This is a genomic window from Flavobacterium sp. CYK-55, from assembly GCF_018413465.1.
In the GTDB taxonomy this organism is placed as follows: Bacteria; Bacteroidota; Bacteroidia; order Flavobacteriales; family Flavobacteriaceae; genus Flavobacterium.
Genome location: NZ_JAHCDK010000018.1, coordinates 1 through 17,625, shown reverse-complemented (window position 1 = coordinate 17,625; position 17,625 = coordinate 1). Strand labels below are relative to the sequence as shown.

The following is a 17,625-nucleotide window of genomic DNA, read 5'->3' as shown; positions in this document are numbered from 1 at the left end:
GTAGACTTGATACTCAATTTTATTTCTTTTAACTTCGCCAAGCTTTTGTCTAGCGCTAGCTATGAAAATGCAATTTTCAGCTATCTCATAGCCAAAAGCTTGAGCTGGAAAATCAAACAATCTTTTCTACCGCAAAGCAAAAAAAGCGGCCAATATTTATCAACGTTTTTGCTGAGCAATTGCGCACAACGTGTTGCGGCCATGTCTTGTGGCGGAAAAGCGAGCCGCGTACGCTCCGCTAAGCTAAACAAAAAACGTGAAAACCAAACATAAAGTCAGTAAAATCAAGCCATAAGTCATGACCGCTGTTAGCAGCTTTGCCTTTTATAGGTTTAGAAGTTTTTTGCGGCTCCAAATAGAAAATAAATTAACCAACCAAAACAGATTATTAGCAATGTTGTTCCAGCAATTTTATTAAAAAGTTTAAGCTCATTTTTTAATTCTTTGCTTTCAAAAATTAGAAAGAAACCCGAAAATAGAATTAAAAGGAAATATGGGAAAATCAATTCAGTGATTAAATCTTTTGAACTTGTTTTCATGAAAATGATAATCGTTGTGGTAAGTAACCAAAATGAAAATATCAAAATTCTTTTTAAAATATGATTAAACATTTTTACAACGTTTTGTTTTTCAATTGGCATTGCTGCTAACGGTTTCTTGCTAGGCGAACGTTGCGGAACAGCGAGCAGAGTTCGCTCCGCTAAGATATAATTTTCTCGTGAAAAACAAGCGCAAAGCCAGCAAAATCAAGCAATGGCGCTTAGCAAGGGTTACCAGCAGTTTTTATCTCATCCAACCTTCCACAATATAGTTTTTTTGAATCAATTTATATTCTTTTCCATTTTGTGGCTTATACCAAAGTTCTATTCTTGCACCGTACTTATCTCCCCATGACCCTTCGTAAATTGTAAATTCTCCAGAGTATAAATTTTTACCAAAATCATTGACAACTATTTTTGAACGTTCAGTCATTCTGTTTCCAGATAATCTATCGTTTGAAGTAATTTCATATGCTTTTATAAAAAACATTCCTTTTTGATTGGGTTTGTAATTTGTGTAATAATTATAAATTCCAGGTTGCGAGATTGAAGCTAACGCAAAGTCATTTTTTTTTTTAATCATTTTGGTTAATTACTCTGTCTATTGGACTTTCAAATTTGATATTTTTTGGAATTACTTTATTAGCACCATAATAATCAGGCGGTGAAAAAGTAAATAATACTGAAACAAAGAAAAATAGAAATAAAGTAACAAGAATTTGAGGAATTATAAAATACCATTTTTTAATTACAATTTGGACAATACCAGAAATTAAGTTTCCTAATGCATTTAGATAAAATAATATTAAAGCAAAATCAATTAAATAATCTTTTTTCAAAACGTTTCCTATTAGATAGATTATAATTGGGATTAAATAAGCTCTAATTGGAATCCACCAAATTGTGAAATATCTTTTAAATGAGTTCATATGTTTCCTCTGGTGTAAAATTGCTGGTAACGTGTTGCGCATAGGCGAACGTTGCGGAACAGCGAGCAGCGTATGCTCCGCTAAGATAAAATTTTTACGTGAAAACCAAGCATAAAGTCAACAAAATCAAGCAATGGCGCTTCATGCGCGGTTATGCGCTCGGCTTTTTTAATTTAATCTTTCAGCCCATTTCAGTTCTTCTGGTAATTCTAAACTTGAAAATTCAATATGGATTACTCTTCTTTTTTTATTATTTGTTGTTCTGCTTGAACTATGCAGAATCAAAGGTTTCATAATCATTATTCCGCCTTTTTCAACATTACAACTAATTTCGGTTTCGATTGCCCAATCAATAGTTTCTGGTCTGTAAATTTTCTTAGCATGAGATTTTGGAATTACCTTTAAAGCTCCGTTATTTTCATCAGTTTCATCAAGATGAATTCTAATCGTAAATATATTTTCTAAAATTTCTATTGGCGGCTGAACAGCAAATTGGTTTTGTTTTTTAGTCCAAGGCCCGAAATTTTCTAATTCAATTTTTTTGTCAACAGAAATCGTCAAATCTTGATGATACGAAACATACCAATTTGAATTTTCTGGCTTGTCAAAATAAATACTTTTTACAACGAAGAAATTATCGCCAAAAATATCTTGAATTACTTTTTTTAAGTTTTGATTAAATACAAAATTTATTGATTCAGGAACTTCATTTAAAAACTGTCTTATTGCAAAAAGATCATTTGATTTTCTAAAAGTTTCTTTTGACTTGTCGACATTTTCGATGGTTGAGATAATTTGCTCAACTTCTTGAATGTTGTAAACGGAATTAATAGTTGTAAAACCATTTTCATCAAGTTCTATTTTATGTTTTTCGATATTGGTCATTTTTGAGTTCTGTATTTTAAGCTGGCGCATAACGTTTGGCGGCCATATCTTGTGGCGGAAAAGCGAGCCGCGTACGCTCCGCTAAGCTAAATAAAAAACGTGAAAACCAAACATAAAGCAAAGAAAATCCAGCCATAAGTTATGACCGCTGTTATTGACCAGGCGCTTTTAAGTTCAAAGTTTGCGCACAGTTTTCACACACAGAATTCTTTCGCCGGAATTGCCTCAACGCAAAGCTTGAAAAAAATAAAAACTTGTTGCGAAGCAAATAAAATTTAAGCGCTGTTGACACGCAAAGTTTTCGTTTCGATTTTCACGTCAAGTTCTACGAAATGATTTCAGAAAGCAGCGAAATCTCCGTTTTGAAAAAGCTTGAAAAATTCACGACAAAGTTGAGTAAGAATTTCAACAGCGCGATTTAAAAGTTCAGGTTTGCAATTACGGAAGTTCGTTTTTTTGCGGCTCGAAAATGCGCTTGTCAATAACGTTTTGCGGCCATATCTTGTGGCGGAAAAGCGAGCCGCGTACGCTCCGCTAAGCTAAACAAAAAACGTGAAAACCAAACATGAAGCTAAGAAAATCCAGCCATAAGTTATGACCGCTGTTATTGCTTGACGCTTTTAAGTTCAAAGTTTGCGAACAGTTTTCACGCACAGAATTCTTTCACCGTAATTGCTTCAACGCAAAGCTTGAAAAAAAATAAAACCTTTTTGCGCAGCAAACTTTTTTAAGCGCTGTTGACACGCAAAGTTTTCGTTCCGATTTTCACGCAAAGTTTTGCAAGCGTTTTCTCCGAATTGCAGAAAGCAAATAGGCGAGAAGTTGCTTTCCAAAATTCACGACAAAGTTGATCAAGAATTTCAACAGCGCGATTTAAAAGTTCAGATTTGCAATTGCGGAAGTTCATTTTTTGCGGCTCGAAAATGCGTTTAGCAATAACGGTTTGCGGCCATATCTTGTGGCGGAAAAGCGAGCCGCGTACGCTCCGCTAAGCTAAACAAAAAACGTGAAAACCAAACATGAAGCCAAGAAAATCCAGCCATAAGTTATGACCGCTGTTATTGCTTGACGCTTTTATGTTCAAAGTTTGCGCACAGTTTTTCACGCACAGAATTGTTTCGCCGGAATTGCTTCAACGCAAAGCTTGGAAAAAAATAAAAACCTTTTTGCGCAGCAAACTTTTTTAAGCGCTGTTGACACACGAAGTTTTCGTTCCGTTTTTACATTTCGTTTTTCAAGTAAAGTTTTTACAAAATGATTTCAGAAAGCAGCGAAATCTCCGTTTTGAAAATGCTTCAAAAATTCACGACAAAGTTGATCAAGATTTTCAACAGCGCGATTTAAAAATTCAGATTTGCAATTACGGAAGTTCGTTTTTTTGCGGCTCGAAAATGCGTTTAGCAATAACGTTTGGCGGCCATGTCTTGTGGCGGAAAAGCGAGCCGCGTACGCTCCGCTAAGATAGAATTTCTTCGTGAAAAATAGGCGAGAGGCTAAGAAAATAAAGCCATAAGTCATGACCGCGGTTATAAGAAGCCTTTGTTGTCAATCCAATTTATAGTTAGTCAAATATACTTTTTAATAAACTTGCAAGTAATAATATTGAACCCATCCAAATAAAAATCTTCGCCTTTTCTTGCAAGTATTTATTATAATTAGTTTTTCGAACTGAGTTTTTTAAAATATAACTATCATCAGTATATTTTCGAAATCTATTGAAAAAGAATATTCCAACAATAATCATAAACACACAAAGAATGTTAAATTCTATTTGACTTGAGTTCATAGTTTTTTTGAAAGTTGTGTTTTTAATAAGGTTTCTTATAACGTTTTGCGGCCATATCTTGTGGCGGAAAGGCGAGCCGCGTACGCTCCGCTAAGCTAAATAAAAAACGTGAAAGCTGAACATAAAGCAAAGAAAATCCAGCCATAAGTTATGACCGCTGTTATCTGGAGCCCAAATACTTAAACTATTGCTTTTCTAAAATTTCTTTTAGCTTTTCCAAAACCTTTTCTTCAAATTGCTTTTTTAATTTTTTATTTTCAAAATAATCAAAATCATCATTTATGTTCTTCCAATTCCCAATATTCAATCCTTTATTAACTGATACAAATGCGAAAGTCGTTTGGCTATTTCCATTTGGTCTTGTGTTGGTTAAAATAATCAAATCTTCTTTTTTAAAATAGAAATATGCAGTAAACCAATATGAAGGATTTTTTGTTTGATGATCATCTAAATCAAATGAGCCTTGATTTTCAATTGTCACTTTAGGAACTTGATATTGTGAATTATCTTTTTTGAATTTGCTTATTGCTGCTTTAACTTGTTGCTCGCTATAATTTAATTCATATTCTTCAGCAAAAGGATAACTTCCCGGAGAAAGCATTCTCGAAAATTTATAGATTCCAAAAATTAAAAATAATATAGCTACTACAATTATGATAGTGCGTTTTTTCATAGTGTTTTTTCAATGGGTTGCAGATAACGTTTTGCGGCCATATCTTGTGGCGAAGAAGCGAGCCGCGTACGCTCCGCTAAACTAAATAAAAAACGTGAAAGCTGAACATAAAGCAAAGAAAATCCAGCCATAAGTTATGACCGCTGTTAGCAGCTTTGCCTTTTATAGGTTTAGAAGTTTTTTGCGGCTCCAAATAGAAAATAAATTAACCAACCAAAACAGATTATTAGCAATGTTGTTCCAGCAATTTTATTAAAAAGTTTAAGCTCATTTTTTAATTCTTTGCTTTCAAAAATTAGAAAGAAACCCGAAAATAGAATTAAAAGGAAATATGGGAAAATCAATTCAGTGATTAAATCTTTTGAACTTGTTTTCATGAAAATGATAATCGTTGTGGTAAGTAACCAAAATGAAAATATCAAAATTCTTTTTAAAATATGATTAAACATTTTTACAACGTTTTGTTTTTCAATTGGCATTGCTGCTAACGGTCTGCGCATAGACGCGCGTTGCGGAACAGCGAACAGCGTATGCTCCGCTAAGATAAAATTTTTACGTGAAAACCAAACATAAAGCAAAGAAAATCCAGCCATAAGTTATGACCGCTGTTATTGACCAGGCGCTTTTAAGTTCAAAGTTTGCGCACAGTTTTTCACGCACAGAATTGTTTCGCCGGAATTGCTTCAACGCAAAGCTTGGAAAAAAATAAAAACTTGTTGCGAAGCAAATTAATTTAAGCGCTGTTGACACGTAAAGTTTGCGTTTCGTTTTCGTTTCGATTTTCACACCAAGTTTTACAAATGATTTCAAAAAGCAGCGAAATCTCCGTTTTGAAAAAGCTTCAAAAATTAACGACAAAGTTGAGCAAGAAATTCAACAGCGCGATTTAGAAATTCAGATTTGCAATTACGGAAGTTCGTTTTTTTGCGGCTCGAAAATGCGCTTGTCAATAACGTGTTGCGCATAGGCGAACGTTGCGGAACAGCGAAAAGCGTATGCTCCGCTAAGATAGATTTTTTACGTGAAAACCAAGCAAAAAGCTAACAAAATCCAGCAATGGCGCTTCATGCGCGGTTATTGGTTCGGCGCTTTTAAGTTCAAAGTTTGCGCACAGTTTTCACACACAGCTTTTTTTCACCGGAATTGCCTCAACTCAAAGCTTGGAAAAAAATAAAAAACATGTTGCGAAGCAAACTAATTTAAGCGCTGTTGACACACGAAGTTTGCGTTTAAATTTTCACGCAAAGTTTTGCCAGCGTTTTCTCCAAATTGAAAAATGAAAAAGGCGAGAAGCAAGTTTCAAAAAATCACGACAAAGTTGATTAAGAATTTCAACAGCGCGATTTAAAAAGTTCAGATTGGCAATTGCGGAGGTTTGGTTTTTACGCCAGAAAATTGCGCTGACCAATAACGTTTTGCGGCCATATCTTGTGGCGAAAAAGCGAGCCGCGTACGCTCCGCTAAGCTAAACAAAAAACGTGAAAACCGAACATAAGGCTAAGAAAATCCAGCCATAAGTTATGACCGCTGTTATAGCCCAGACGCTTTTAAGTTCAAAGTTTGCGCACAGTTTTTACGCACAGATTTGTTTCGCCGGAATTGCTTCAACGCAAAGCTTGAAAAAAATAAAAACCTTTTTGCGCAGCAAACTTTTTTAAGCGCTGTTGACACGCAAAGTTTTCGTTCTGTTTTTCACGCAAAGTTTTATGAAATGATTTCAGAAAGCAGCGAAATCTCCGTTTTGAAAATACTTGAAATATTCACGACAAAGTTGAGTAAGAATTTCAACAGCGCGATTTAAAAGTTCAGGTTTGCAATTACGGAAGTTCGTTTTTTTGCGGCTCGAAAATGCGTTTGGCTATAACGTTTTGCGGCCATGTCTTGTGGCGGAAAAGCGAGCCGCGTACGCTCCGCTAAGCTAAACAAAAAACGTGAAAACCAAACATAAAGTCAATAAAATCAAGCCATAAGTCATGACCGCTGTTAGGTGTAGTGCTAGTTTTTAAGTAGCTTTTCTACTTCAATTTTTAAAGTTGGTAAATGATTAATGATTATTCCCCAAATAACGTCATCTGAAATTTCATCATAACCATGAATAATTTTATTTCTGGCATCAACAATTTTTCTAGAATTTGAAATTTCGATTTCAGGATTCATTTTTAAAATTCTCGAGGTTGCTTCGCCAATAATTTCGATATTTCTCTCAACAGCTCTTTTGGTTTTTAAATCGTTTTGATAATACTGAAATAATTTACCTTCATTGAAAAAATCATCGATTTCTTCAATTGAAGTTTTGATATCGTAAAGCCAAGTTTTAATATAATCATCCATAAATCAATTGCTTTTTTTCTTCAACAACCTTTTTGAAATATGGATTTTTTATCGCTTTTTCTTCTAATAAGTCAACTGACCTTTTGAAGATATTTTCTAAAGAAAATTTTAAATCAAAATAATTATCAGCATATTCAAGCAAATCAACATTTCCAAAGCTAACAATTAAATCTACATCACTTTTATCGTTAAACTTATCTGTTAATACTGAACCAAACGCATAAAGCTTTTCTACTTTGTGCGATTTACAAAGCGAATTAATTTGATTTATATTTTGATTAATAGTATTCATAAGTCAAATATACAAATCATTTTTAGTTTTTCGGTTTCTCTAAAAAAGCATTGCACCTAACGTTTTGCGGCCATATCTTGTGGCGGAAAAGCGAGCCGCGTACGCTCCGCTAAGCTAAATAAAAAACGTGAAAGCTGAACATAAAGCCAAGAAAATCCAGCCATAAGTTATGACCGCTGTTATTGCTTGACGCTTTTAAGTTCAAAGTTTGCGCACAGTTTTCACACACAGAATTCTTTCGCCGGAATTGCTTCAACGCAAAGTTTGAAAAAATAAAAACCTTTTTGCGCAGCAAACTTTTTTAAGCGCTGTTGACACGCCAAGTTTGCGTTTCGTTTTCGTTTCGTTTTTCAAGTAAAGTTTTTACGAAATGATTTCAGAAAGCAGCGAAATCTCCATTTTGAAAAAAGCTTCAAAATTCACGACAAAGTTGAGCAAGAATTTCAACAGCGCGATTTAAAAATTCAGATTGGCAATTACGGAAGTTCGTTTTTTTGCGGCTCGAAAATGCGTTTAGCAATAACGTTTTGCGGCCATATCTTGTGGCGGAAAAGCGAGCCGCGTACGCTCCGCTAAGCTAAACAAAAAACGTCAAAACTAAACATAAAGCTAAGAAAATCCAGCCATAAGTTATGACCGCTGTTATTGCTTGACGCTTTTAAGTTCAAAGTTTGCGACCAGTTTTCACGCACAGTTTTGTTTCACCGGAATTGCTTCAACGCAATGCTTGAAAAAAATAAAAACTTGTTGCGAAGCAAACTAATTTTAGCGCTGTTGACACACAAAGTTTTCGGTCTAATTTTCACGCAAAGTTTTGCCAGCGTTTTCTCCAAATTGAAAAATGAAAAGGCGAAAAGTTGGTTTCAAAAAATTCACGACAAAGTTGAGCAAGAATTTCAACAGCGCGATTTAAAAAGTCAGATTGGCAATTGCGGAAGTTCGTTTTTTTGCGGCTCGAAAATGCGTTTAGCAATAACGTTTTGCGGCCATGTCTTGTGGCGGAAAAGCGAGCCGCGTATGCTCCGCTAAGATAGAATTTTGTTCGTGAAAAATAGGCTAGAAGCTTGAAAAATAAAGCCATAAGTCATGACCGCTGTTAGCAGGTGTTGCTTTTTGTTGATAACTGCTCTAAAATAAGTTGGACTTATGAAGTATTTTTGTTTCAAATAAATACATTTAAAATGGATAAATATGAATCGCTAATAGCAGCTGTAGTTTTTCAGTATACTGGAATTTATGCTTACAATCGTCAACAACTTTGCGAATTCACAGCGAAAGATTTGGATGAAGAATTTGTTCTCAGAGTTGGTGAAATTATTAGACGTGATGGCGTTGATTACAAAATTACCAATATACATTTTGCTATGGAAAGTCAATGGTTTTCAAACCAAAAACAAATACCAGTTTTTTCGCAATCTGAAAGCAATCCGGTGAACTGTAAGATTTGTGTTTTTTTAGACGAAGCTTAGAATATGCAATATCTGCTAACGGTTTGCGGCCATGTCTTGTGGCGGAAAAGCGAGCCGCGTACGCTCCGCTAAGATAGAATTTTGTTCGTGAAAAATAGGCTAGAAGCTTGAAAAATAAAGCCATAAGTCATGACCGCTGTTAGGGGATGCCGCTATTTTCTTTTCTCGATTTCTTTATTCATACGATCCCAAGCCTTTCTAGTCATAACAACTAAATTGTCATTTTTACAATCCCAAATGGAAACATATTTTTTTGAAATTACATAATACGTTTCCCAGTTTGTCAGCTTCTTGTAAAGCATTGTCGTACAAATGTCTGTTGGTGAAATCAAATCTCCGCTTAAATCTACATGACTATGCATTCCTACAATAGTTTTATTTCCATCTTTATCACCATATTCAAAAGGTAAATAGCTCGCGTGTAATTTTTTCGCTTCTTTAATGTTATTATTTTTGTCGAAGGTAATTAGATAATCATTTCCATAAACTACGATTTTCTTACTTCCATTATAGCCGGTTAACAAATAGACTTTTCTCTCATCTTTGTCAATTAATGGCACCACATTTAACGTTGTATTTTCATAACGTTTAAAAATAGTATCCTTTCTAACGTATTCTTGGGTTTTCAATCTTAATGAATAATAATCCTTTTCTAGTTCCGTCATTTCTCTTTCCAGCAAATTATAATCTGCTGTATTTACATTGTAAGTTTCATCAAAAACCATTGTTCCAATTATTTTTGGATTTTCTCCTTTTCCATAGAATACGCAGGTTGATTTTTTAGGGTTGTCAACATATGAAAAATAGCCGCCTATTTTATCTCGATCTTTGTATTTGTCGACGAATAAATCTGTTCCGTACCAAGAAGCCATTTCTGATGCATAAAGTTTTTTACCCTCTTCAACAGTTTGAGCTTTTAATTTTTCAAGTTTATTCTGTCCACTCACAGACAAATTCAAAGCTAAAAGGAATATAGAAAGTTGAATATATTTCATATTAGATGTTTTACGATTGTGGTTCAGGGCGGTTTACCCTAACGTTTTGCGGCCATGTCTTGTGGCGGAAAAGCGAGCCGCGTACGCTCCGCTAAGATAGAATTTTGTTCGTGAAAAATAGGCTAGAAGCTTGAAAAATAAAGCCATAAGTCATGACCGCTGTTAGTGTTTCGGCAAAATTATGCGCAATTTTGGTTCGCAAACAAAGTCAAAATGTTTCCGATTTGAGTAATTTTTCGGTTGAGATTTACGAACTGATTTTCACACAAAGTTTGTAAAAATGAATATCGAAAAAGCCCAAAACTTTTGTTTTTTTGCAGATTTTAAACTTGCTGAACACTAACGTTTTGCGGCCATATCTTGTGGCGGAAAATCGAGCCGCGTACGCTCCGCTAATCTAAATAAAAAACGTGAAAGCTGAACATAAAACCAAGAAAATCCAGCCATAAGTTATGACCGCTGTTATTGCTTGACGCTTTTAAGTTCAAAGTTTGTGACCAGTTTTCACGCACAGTTTTGTTTCGCCGGAATTGCTTCAACGCAAAGTTTGGAAAAAAATAAAAACTTGTTGCGAAGCAAATTAATTTAAGCGCTGTTGACACGCAAAGTTTTCGTTCCGATTTTCACGCAAAGTTTTGCCAGCGTTTTCTCCAAATTGAAGAAACAAATAGGCGAGAAGTTGGTTTCTAAAATTCACGACAAAGTTGATCAAGAATTTCAACAGCGCGATTTAAAAAGTCAGATTGGCAATTGCGGAAGTTCTTTTTTTTGCGACTCGAAAATGCGTTTAGCAATAACGTGTTGCGCATAGGCGAACGTTGCGGAACAGCGAGTTGCGTATGCTCCGCTAAGATAGATTTTTTACGTGAAAACCAAGTAAAAAGCTAACAAAATCCAGCAATGGCGCTTCATGCGCGGTTAGTGGACGTTTCATATTTTAAATAAAAATTTACAGTTCCTATAAAGGAAACTAAACAACTTGTTACCCATAACCAATATCCACTTCCATATCCTAAAATTTTACCATAGTTTACAGCTTCGTCTAAAGCAATTTTATCAAAAAACAAAAATGAAACTGAAAACCCTGTAGACATTAAACTGGATAAAATAGATAATTTTACCTTTTTGTTATTTAAAAAAAACCATGATAAAAATAAAAAAGGATTTGCTAACCATGAAATCCCTGGTCCATTTAAATCCAACCAACCTAATAAAAATGACATAAAAGCTGAAGATGGAGTTGATTCAGCAGGATTTGTTATAACTGCTGTTTGGGTTAATGAAATTAAGAACAAAAGAAAAGAAAGTGAAATTATTTTTCGATATGATTTAATTTTTTTTGACTCTATTTCCGGCACATTAAAACTCATTTTATTCGCATTTTATTGAAATGTTCACTAACGTGTTGCGCATAGGCGAACGTTGCGGAACAGCGAGCAGCGTATGCTCCGCTAAGATAAAATTTTTACGTGAAAACCAAGCATAAAGCCAACAAAATCAAGCAATGGCGCTTCATGCGCGGTTACCGATAGTTGCAATTAACAATCAATCAACAAGTAATTTTTGAGTTTTTATTTTATTTGCTTGTTCAATAGATAAAAAATATATTCCTTTTGCGAATGAACTTGTGTTTACGGTTGTTTCGTTTGTATTTTGAATTGATTTAGAGAAAACAATTTGCCCTAAACCATCGGTTATTTTTACTGAAAAATTTGTAATTGCCTTATTTGGAAAAGTGATTGTGAAATTCTCTGAGCTTGGATTTGGAAAAACAAGGATTTCATTTTCTCGGTTTATTTGATTTATTGCTAGAGTGCCAGTTGAGTTTTTATAAATTGAACCTCCATACCCAATTGCATACCCGGTTGTTGGGTTTACAAAGTGTATTGCCTGAAATGTTGGTTGATAATCTTCTCTTTGAAAACTACTTTCCGTAATTTCTACTCTAGTAGAATAACATGGATCACCATTTAGAAGGCAACCAACTGGAATTCCCCAAACAACGTTTTCAGTTGTTGCAAATAGTTTGTATTGAATTGAATCAATTGTATCAATGTAATTGAAGTTTGTTCCTCCATTTATCGTCTTGCTCATTCCATCAGATGCGTTGATGAATCCTACATTTTCATTTAAAAAGAAAAAAGAAAAGACATAATTGCTATGAATTACAGACCAATTAACACCGCCATCAATTGTTTTATAAAGTGCATTTAAACTAGAAGCGTAACCTGTAAGGTCATTGAAAAACTTTATGTTCTGTATTGACTCGAAGTCATTAAGACTTATTGATTCAAAGTTCATCCCGCCGTCTTCGGTTTTCATTATAAGTCCGTCTCGTCCAGAGATGAAAAAGGCATTTTCAGTTAAACATGACAATCCAAATAAATCATTAGTTATTCCGGTTGGAATAGAAGTCCAAGTTTCACCACCGTCTAGAGTTTTGAGTAGTGATCCATGGGAGCCAACAGCGTATCCAATATTGGAATTGACAAATGCTACTTTGAATAAGTCGTGAGAAGTATTGGATATTTTTTGTAGCCAATGAGCACCGCCATCAATAGTTTTTAAAATTTTACCAGCATTACCAACAGCAGTTACAATATCTTCAGTAACACAATAAATATCGTTTAGCGATTCTTCCGAGTAAGTTTGATAAATCCACTGTGAATGCACTGGTACAAAGACAAATGCAAAAATTAAAGTTAATAGCTTTTTCATGATATTTTCGGTTTTCGCTTCAAAAGCAATTATCGGTAACGGTCTGCGCATAGACGCGCGTTGCGGAACAGCGAACAGCGTATGCTCCGCTAAGATAAAATTTTTACGTGAAAACCAAACATAAAGCCAACAAAATCAAGCAATGGCGTTTATGCGCTGTTATGCGATGGCTTTATTAATTATCGTCTTTAAGTAACTTCTCGAATTCTTTTCTTTCCTTTTTCCACTCTTTTTTATATTTATCTTTTTTGGTTTTCAAATCTTCCACAACTGTTGACGCATTATTTAATTGCAAATTATATTTTTTCAAATCTTTCTCTTTTGAGTAAAATGCATAATCATTTGATTTCATATATTCTATGGTTGAATTCAATATTGAAATAAAATTCTCAATATTACAATGCAAATACATTTTAATTGGTTCGCCTAACATTGATGAAAATGCACCAGCCAATGCTCCATCTCCACTAGCTTGATAATTCGGATTACTCGAATTAAAATATTCATATCTAAAATAACCTAAATAATACAGAAATGATGCTTCATTAAATTTTCGTTCTTTAAGGTATTCTGCTGAAGTCTTAAAATATTCCATAGGATGTTTTTCACTTAAAGAATCTGCTATTTTATAAACTTGATTTTCCAAAACTCCTACTTTACCTTTAATAGTTAGTGAATCTGCATTTTGATAAATTTCTGTGTAGATGTCAGTTTGAGCAGAACAAATATTAAAAGCATTTAATATAATTAGGATTATAATTTTTCTCATTTTTCTGGATTTTTCCGGTTTTGGTGTAAGCTATCGCATAACGTTTTGCGGCCATGTCTTGTGGCGGAAAAGCGAGCTGCGTACGCTCCGCTAATTTAGAATTTTGTTCGTGAAAAATAGGCTAGAAGCTTGAAAAATAAAGCCATAAGTCATGACCGCGGTTATGCGATGGTTTACTTTAGCTTTCTCTTTTTTGGATTTTGACGATTAGAAAAGAAAGAAAGGATTTCAACAGTTTCGCCATTTACACGATAATACATTGTATTTAATTTGGAAATCACAGCGCGACGAATATCTTTTTTGATTTCTGAAACTTGGAAAATGTTTGGATTATGAGAAATCAAACTTAAAGTCTTTTCAATTTCAAACGCTAGACTTTTAAGTTCTTTTTCAGTCCAATTTTCTTCAAGATATTCAATAGTTTTCTCTAATTCACTTAAGGCAAACTCAGTCCAAAAGATTTTATAACCATTTGTCATAAAGTTTTTTTGCTTTTGAATGAGAAACTAATTTTCCGGCCTCGGCATCTTGTAAACCTTTTTCGATTGAAAGCTTTTCGTTTTCAGATATGGAATTCCACCAATCTTTATTCTCTTGTTTTTTTAGATCGATGATTTTATTGAGCACAGACAAATCTTCAATAGTAGATAACCATTGTATCAATTCTAGTTTTTTGCTTTGTATGTTTAATTCAGCTTTCATCTTAAATTATTTTCATTTCAAAAATACACTTTAATTTTGAATGTTGATTTTCGTTCAGCAAAAACTATCGCATAACGTTTTGCGGCCATATCTTGTGGCGGTAAAGCGAGCCGCGTACGCTCCGCTAAACTAAATAAAAAACGTGAAAACCAAACATGAAGCTAAGAAAATCCAGCCATAAGTTATGACCGCTGTTAGTGTTTCGGCAAAATTATGCGCAATTTTGGTTCGCAAACAAAATCAAAATGTTTCCGATTTGAGTAATTTTTCGGTTGAGATTTACGAACTGATTTTTACACAAAGTTTTTAAAAATGATTATCGAAAAAGCCCGAAACTTTTGTGTTTTCGCAGATTTTAAACTTGCTGAACACTAACGGTCTGCGCATAGACGCGCGTTGCGAAAAAGTGAGCAGCGTATGCTCCGCTAAGATAAAAATATTACGTGAAAACCAAACATAAAGCTAACAAAATCAAGCAATGGCGTTTATGCGCTGTTATAAGTTCGGCGCTTTATATGGACAAAGTTTGCGCACAGTTTTTACACACAGAATTGTTTAGCCGGAATTGCCTCAACGTAAAGCTTGAAAAAAAAGAAAACTTGTCGGCGCAGCCGAAATAAAATAAGCGCTGTTGGCACACAAAGTTTAGATTTCGTTTTCGTCTTGTTTTCGTCTTGTTTTTCACGCAAAGTTTAGGTTTCGTTTGCGTTTGGTTTTCGTCAAGTTTTCACACAAAGTTTGTCCAGATTATTTTCCAAAAAGCAGCGAAATTTCCGCTAGGAAAATGCTTCAAAAATTGCCGACAAAGTTGAGCAAATTTCAACAGCGCGATTTAAAAAGTCAGATTGGCAATTGCGGAAGTTGGTTTTTTGCGGCTCGTAAAATGCGCTGACTTATAACGTGTTGCGCATAGGCGAACGTTGCGGAACAGCGAGCAGCGTATGCTCCGCTAAGATAGATTTTTTACGTGAAAAACACACATAAAGCCAACAAAATCAAGCAATGGCGCTTCATGCGCGGTTAGCGGTGGTTTTTTATTTTTTCTAGCAACTCAAATATATAACGCTCCATAAATTTTCCACTAATTGCTTTATTGTATCCGTATAATTCGAAAATGTTTTTGTCATTAGGAACAGCCATACATGGTAAAACAGTATTTCTAAAATCCATGTCTACAATTCTGTCATTTTTCACAAAGAATATAGATTCAGAAAACAATTCTTTTATTCCTCCAGGAGCTGGCTCTTTAACCATTACAAGAATAACTTTGTTATCTTGAAAGTAATAATTGACATTCAATTCTGTTTTGCTCTTTTCAAAATTACATTTGGATTCAATTTTATTAGCGTATTTATAACCTTGAACATTTATGCTGTCAATTTTTAATTCAAATTCTGTAGCATTTCCTTTAGCGCTATCAATTTTAAATGCGGTTTTATAAACTTCGGAATATCGATGTTTTGTCTGAGAATAAATATTCAAATGAAATAGTATAAAAATGCAGTATAAATATCTCATGTCTTTTAAAATAGGGTTGTCTTAAAATCACCGCTAACGTTTTGCAGCTAGACGTAGAAACGGAAAAGCGAGCAGCGTTATCTCCGCTAAGCTAAACAAAAAACGTGAAAACCGAACATGAAGCAACTCAAAAAACAGTTTTTGCGTTTAGGTGCTGTTATCTGGCTGGCGCTTTTAAGTTCAAAGTTTGCGCACAGCTTTCACACACAGAGTTTTTTCACCGGAATTGCTTCAACGCAAAGCTTGGAAAAAATAAAAACTTGTTGCGAAGCAAACTAATTTAAGCGCTGTTGACACACTAAGTTTTCGTTCCGATTTTCACGCAAAGTTTTGCCAGCGTTTTCTCCAAATTGAAAAATGAAAAAGGCGAGAAGTTGGTTTCCAAAATCACGACAAAGTTGATCAAGAATTTCAACAGCGCGATTTAAAAAGTTCAGATTAGCAATTACGGAAGTTCGTTTTTTTGCGGCTCGAAAATGCGCTTGCAGATAACGTGTTGCGCATAGGCGAACGTTGCGGAACAGCGAGCAGCGTATGCTCCGCTAAGATAAAAATTTTACGTGAAAAACGCACATAAAGCTAACAAAATCAAGCAATGGCGCTTCATGCGCGGTTACCGGCTGGCCCTTGGTTTTATAAATCCGATACAGAGATTTAATATATAAATCGGTTGCACAAGAAGTGCAATTGAGAACGTAACAATTATGAAAAGGTTAACCCAATCTGCACTATCAATCTTGCTCATATTTAAGGCAACTAAAACAATTCTATATATTAATGCAATTCCTACTGTCCCTGAGACATGAATAATCGTCAACGTCTGATTTAGATTTCTATTTATTTTATCGAACAACCAATACCCAAATCCTAATAAGAAAAATATTATTGCAAATATTTCTGCAATTAAGCCATGAGCAATTACATAATAAGTATCATGAACATTTATATCAGTAACTGAATTTGGATCACTAATAAAAAAACCATCTAATAAAATTAGAATTGCTGTTATCCAAAATACTATGAATGGTTTACTTATGTATGTCATCTTGTTGAGTTGTTTCTGAATTGGGCTTGCCGGTAACGTTTTGCGGCCATGTCTTGTGGCGGAAAAGCGAGCCGCGTACGCTCCGCTAAGATAGAATTTTGTTCGTGAAAAATAGGCTAGAAGCTAAGAAAATAAAGCCATAAGTCATGACCGCTGTTAGCAAGCGTTGTAACTATTTAATCACATTTAAAAATGGAACGATTACTTCCTGATTTTTTATTCCATAAACGTTAAACTCATCTTGTGTGAAATCGGTAAACTTATAAACTTTATTCTCGACTGTCTTAATCAATGTGTAATTATAGAAATATGATGGAATGAAATAATAATAAACTGGACTTTGATATCTGCTTCCCTTAAATCGAATTATTTCTTTGATCTTTTCAAAAGGAATTTCAGCTTTATCGTTTCCATTCAAATATTCAATTTTCTTATTTATATAGTCGATTTTCACAGTTACTTTTAAATCATGTAAGTAGTAATTAATGTGAAGAATGATTTGTAGAATAATTGGAATGAGTAAAAAGATATAGAGAAAAATTTGAATTTTATTTCCAGGAAAAAAAACAAAACTCAACACAATTATTGTCAATATTTGTAAATAGAAAAACTTGGATTTTTTGATTGGATAATATTGTCCTTTTGAATTCATCTTTGTTATTTACTTCGTTTTCTTAACAATGATTGCTAACGTTTTGCGGCCATGTCTTGTGGCGGAAAAGCGAGCCGCGTACGCTCCGCTAAGATAGAATTTTGTTCGTGAAAACTAAACATAAAGCTAAGAAAATCAAGCCATAAGTCATGACCGCTGTTAGCAGCTGGCTTTTATTATTTCCAGAATTCTTTGTTCATTTTCATTATTTTCTCCGCTTGATATTACAAAAACGTTTCCTTTCTTTAGATCAAAAATACTTCTATATAATATTTTATTAAGTTTTAAAAAAACAAATATTTTTTCACCACCACTTTTTGAA

General features: G+C 34.2%; 19 protein-coding genes. 2 read left to right on the top strand and 17 right to left on the bottom strand.

What is annotated here, in order from left to right; all coding sequences use genetic code 11:
* Positions 1 to 332 precede the first annotated feature (332 nt).
* The 8 genes from KIH23_RS13460 to KIH23_RS13425 form a co-directional block, all read right to left on the bottom strand.
* On the bottom strand, positions 333 to 641 hold the full coding sequence (locus tag KIH23_RS13460) for a hypothetical protein (protein ID WP_213214027.1): 309 nt from the start codon (positions 639 to 641) through the stop codon (positions 333 to 335).
* Positions 642 to 783: 142 nt separating this feature from the next.
* A complete protein-coding gene (locus KIH23_RS13455) occupies positions 784 to 1,122 on the bottom strand; it encodes a hypothetical protein (protein ID WP_213214026.1) in 339 nt (112 codons plus the stop codon).
* The gene (locus tag KIH23_RS13450; protein WP_213214025.1) at positions 1,115 to 1,468 is read right to left on the bottom strand and encodes a hypothetical protein; all 354 of its coding nucleotides are present in this window, start codon (positions 1,466 to 1,468) and stop codon (positions 1,115 to 1,117) included. Before KIH23_RS13450 ends, KIH23_RS13455 begins: the two co-directional genes overlap by 8 nt.
* A gap of 168 nt (positions 1,469 to 1,636) precedes the next feature.
* On the bottom strand, positions 1,637 to 2,353 hold the full coding sequence (locus tag KIH23_RS13445; protein WP_213214024.1) for a phytanoyl-CoA dioxygenase family protein: 717 nt from the start codon (positions 2,351 to 2,353) through the stop codon (positions 1,637 to 1,639).
* A gap of 1,970 nt (positions 2,354 to 4,323) precedes the next feature.
* A complete protein-coding gene (locus KIH23_RS13440; protein WP_213214023.1) occupies positions 4,324 to 4,812 on the bottom strand; it encodes a hypothetical protein in 489 nt (162 codons plus the stop codon).
* Positions 4,813 to 4,982: 170 nt separating this feature from the next.
* A complete protein-coding gene (locus KIH23_RS13435; protein WP_213214022.1) occupies positions 4,983 to 5,405 on the bottom strand; it encodes a hypothetical protein in 423 nt (140 codons plus the stop codon).
* Between the two features lie 1,402 nt (positions 5,406 to 6,807).
* Positions 6,808 to 7,143, bottom strand: a complete 336-nt coding sequence (locus KIH23_RS13430) for a DUF86 domain-containing protein (RefSeq protein ID WP_213214021.1) — start codon at positions 7,141 to 7,143, stop codon at positions 6,808 to 6,810.
* Positions 7,136 to 7,435, bottom strand: coding sequence for a nucleotidyltransferase family protein (locus tag KIH23_RS13425; RefSeq protein ID WP_213214020.1), 300 nt, complete (start codon positions 7,433 to 7,435; stop codon positions 7,136 to 7,138). The genes KIH23_RS13430 and KIH23_RS13425 overlap by 8 nt, the downstream gene beginning before the upstream one ends.
* 1,181 nt (positions 7,436 to 8,616) lie before the next feature.
* On the opposite strand from KIH23_RS13425, the gene KIH23_RS13420 reads away from it, so the two are divergent.
* Positions 8,617 to 8,904, top strand: coding sequence for a hypothetical protein (locus KIH23_RS13420; protein ID WP_213214019.1), 288 nt, complete (start codon positions 8,617 to 8,619; stop codon positions 8,902 to 8,904).
* Between the two features lie 152 nt (positions 8,905 to 9,056).
* Here the strand turns inward: KIH23_RS13420 and KIH23_RS13415 are convergent, their stop codons facing one another.
* The 7 genes from KIH23_RS13415 to KIH23_RS13385 form a co-directional block, all read right to left on the bottom strand.
* Positions 9,057 to 9,899 (bottom strand): hypothetical protein, encoded by an 843-nt coding sequence (locus KIH23_RS13415; protein ID WP_213214018.1) that lies wholly within the window; start codon positions 9,897 to 9,899, stop codon positions 9,057 to 9,059.
* A gap of 908 nt (positions 9,900 to 10,807) precedes the next feature.
* Positions 10,808 to 11,269, bottom strand: coding sequence for a hypothetical protein (locus KIH23_RS13410; protein ID WP_213214017.1), 462 nt, complete (start codon positions 11,267 to 11,269; stop codon positions 10,808 to 10,810).
* Between the two features lie 175 nt (positions 11,270 to 11,444).
* Positions 11,445 to 12,617 (bottom strand): WD40/YVTN/BNR-like repeat-containing protein, encoded by a 1,173-nt coding sequence (locus tag KIH23_RS13405; protein ID WP_213214016.1) that lies wholly within the window; start codon positions 12,615 to 12,617, stop codon positions 11,445 to 11,447.
* Positions 12,618 to 12,792: 175 nt separating this feature from the next.
* A complete protein-coding gene (locus KIH23_RS13400; RefSeq protein ID WP_213214015.1) occupies positions 12,793 to 13,386 on the bottom strand; it encodes a hypothetical protein in 594 nt (197 codons plus the stop codon).
* 173 nt (positions 13,387 to 13,559) lie between these two features.
* Entirely contained in the window at positions 13,560 to 13,865 is a 306-nt protein-coding gene (locus tag KIH23_RS13395; protein WP_213214014.1) for a type II toxin-antitoxin system RelE/ParE family toxin, read from the bottom strand.
* The gene (locus KIH23_RS13390) at positions 13,849 to 14,088 is read right to left on the bottom strand and encodes a hypothetical protein (protein WP_213214013.1); all 240 of its coding nucleotides are present in this window, start codon (positions 14,086 to 14,088) and stop codon (positions 13,849 to 13,851) included. Before KIH23_RS13390 ends, KIH23_RS13395 begins: the two co-directional genes overlap by 17 nt.
* A 1,020-nt stretch (positions 14,089 to 15,108) precedes the next feature.
* Complete coding sequence (locus tag KIH23_RS13385; RefSeq protein WP_213214012.1) at positions 15,109 to 15,606, bottom strand: hypothetical protein; 498 nt, start codon at positions 15,604 to 15,606, stop codon at positions 15,109 to 15,111.
* Positions 15,607 to 15,723: 117 nt separating this feature from the next.
* Between KIH23_RS13385 and KIH23_RS13380 the strand changes: the two genes are divergently transcribed.
* Positions 15,724 to 15,885 (top strand): hypothetical protein, encoded by a 162-nt coding sequence (locus tag KIH23_RS13380; RefSeq protein WP_213214011.1) that lies wholly within the window; start codon positions 15,724 to 15,726, stop codon positions 15,883 to 15,885.
* A 334-nt stretch (positions 15,886 to 16,219) separates the two neighbouring features.
* Here KIH23_RS13380 and KIH23_RS13375 read toward each other — a convergent pair whose 3' ends face one another.
* Positions 16,220 to 16,651, bottom strand: coding sequence for a hypothetical protein (locus KIH23_RS13375; protein ID WP_213214010.1), 432 nt, complete (start codon positions 16,649 to 16,651; stop codon positions 16,220 to 16,222).
* A 172-nt stretch (positions 16,652 to 16,823) separates the two neighbouring features.
* Positions 16,824 to 17,303, bottom strand: a complete 480-nt coding sequence (locus KIH23_RS13370) for a hypothetical protein (protein ID WP_213214009.1) — start codon at positions 17,301 to 17,303, stop codon at positions 16,824 to 16,826.
* Between the last annotated feature and the right edge of the window lie 322 nt (positions 17,304 to 17,625).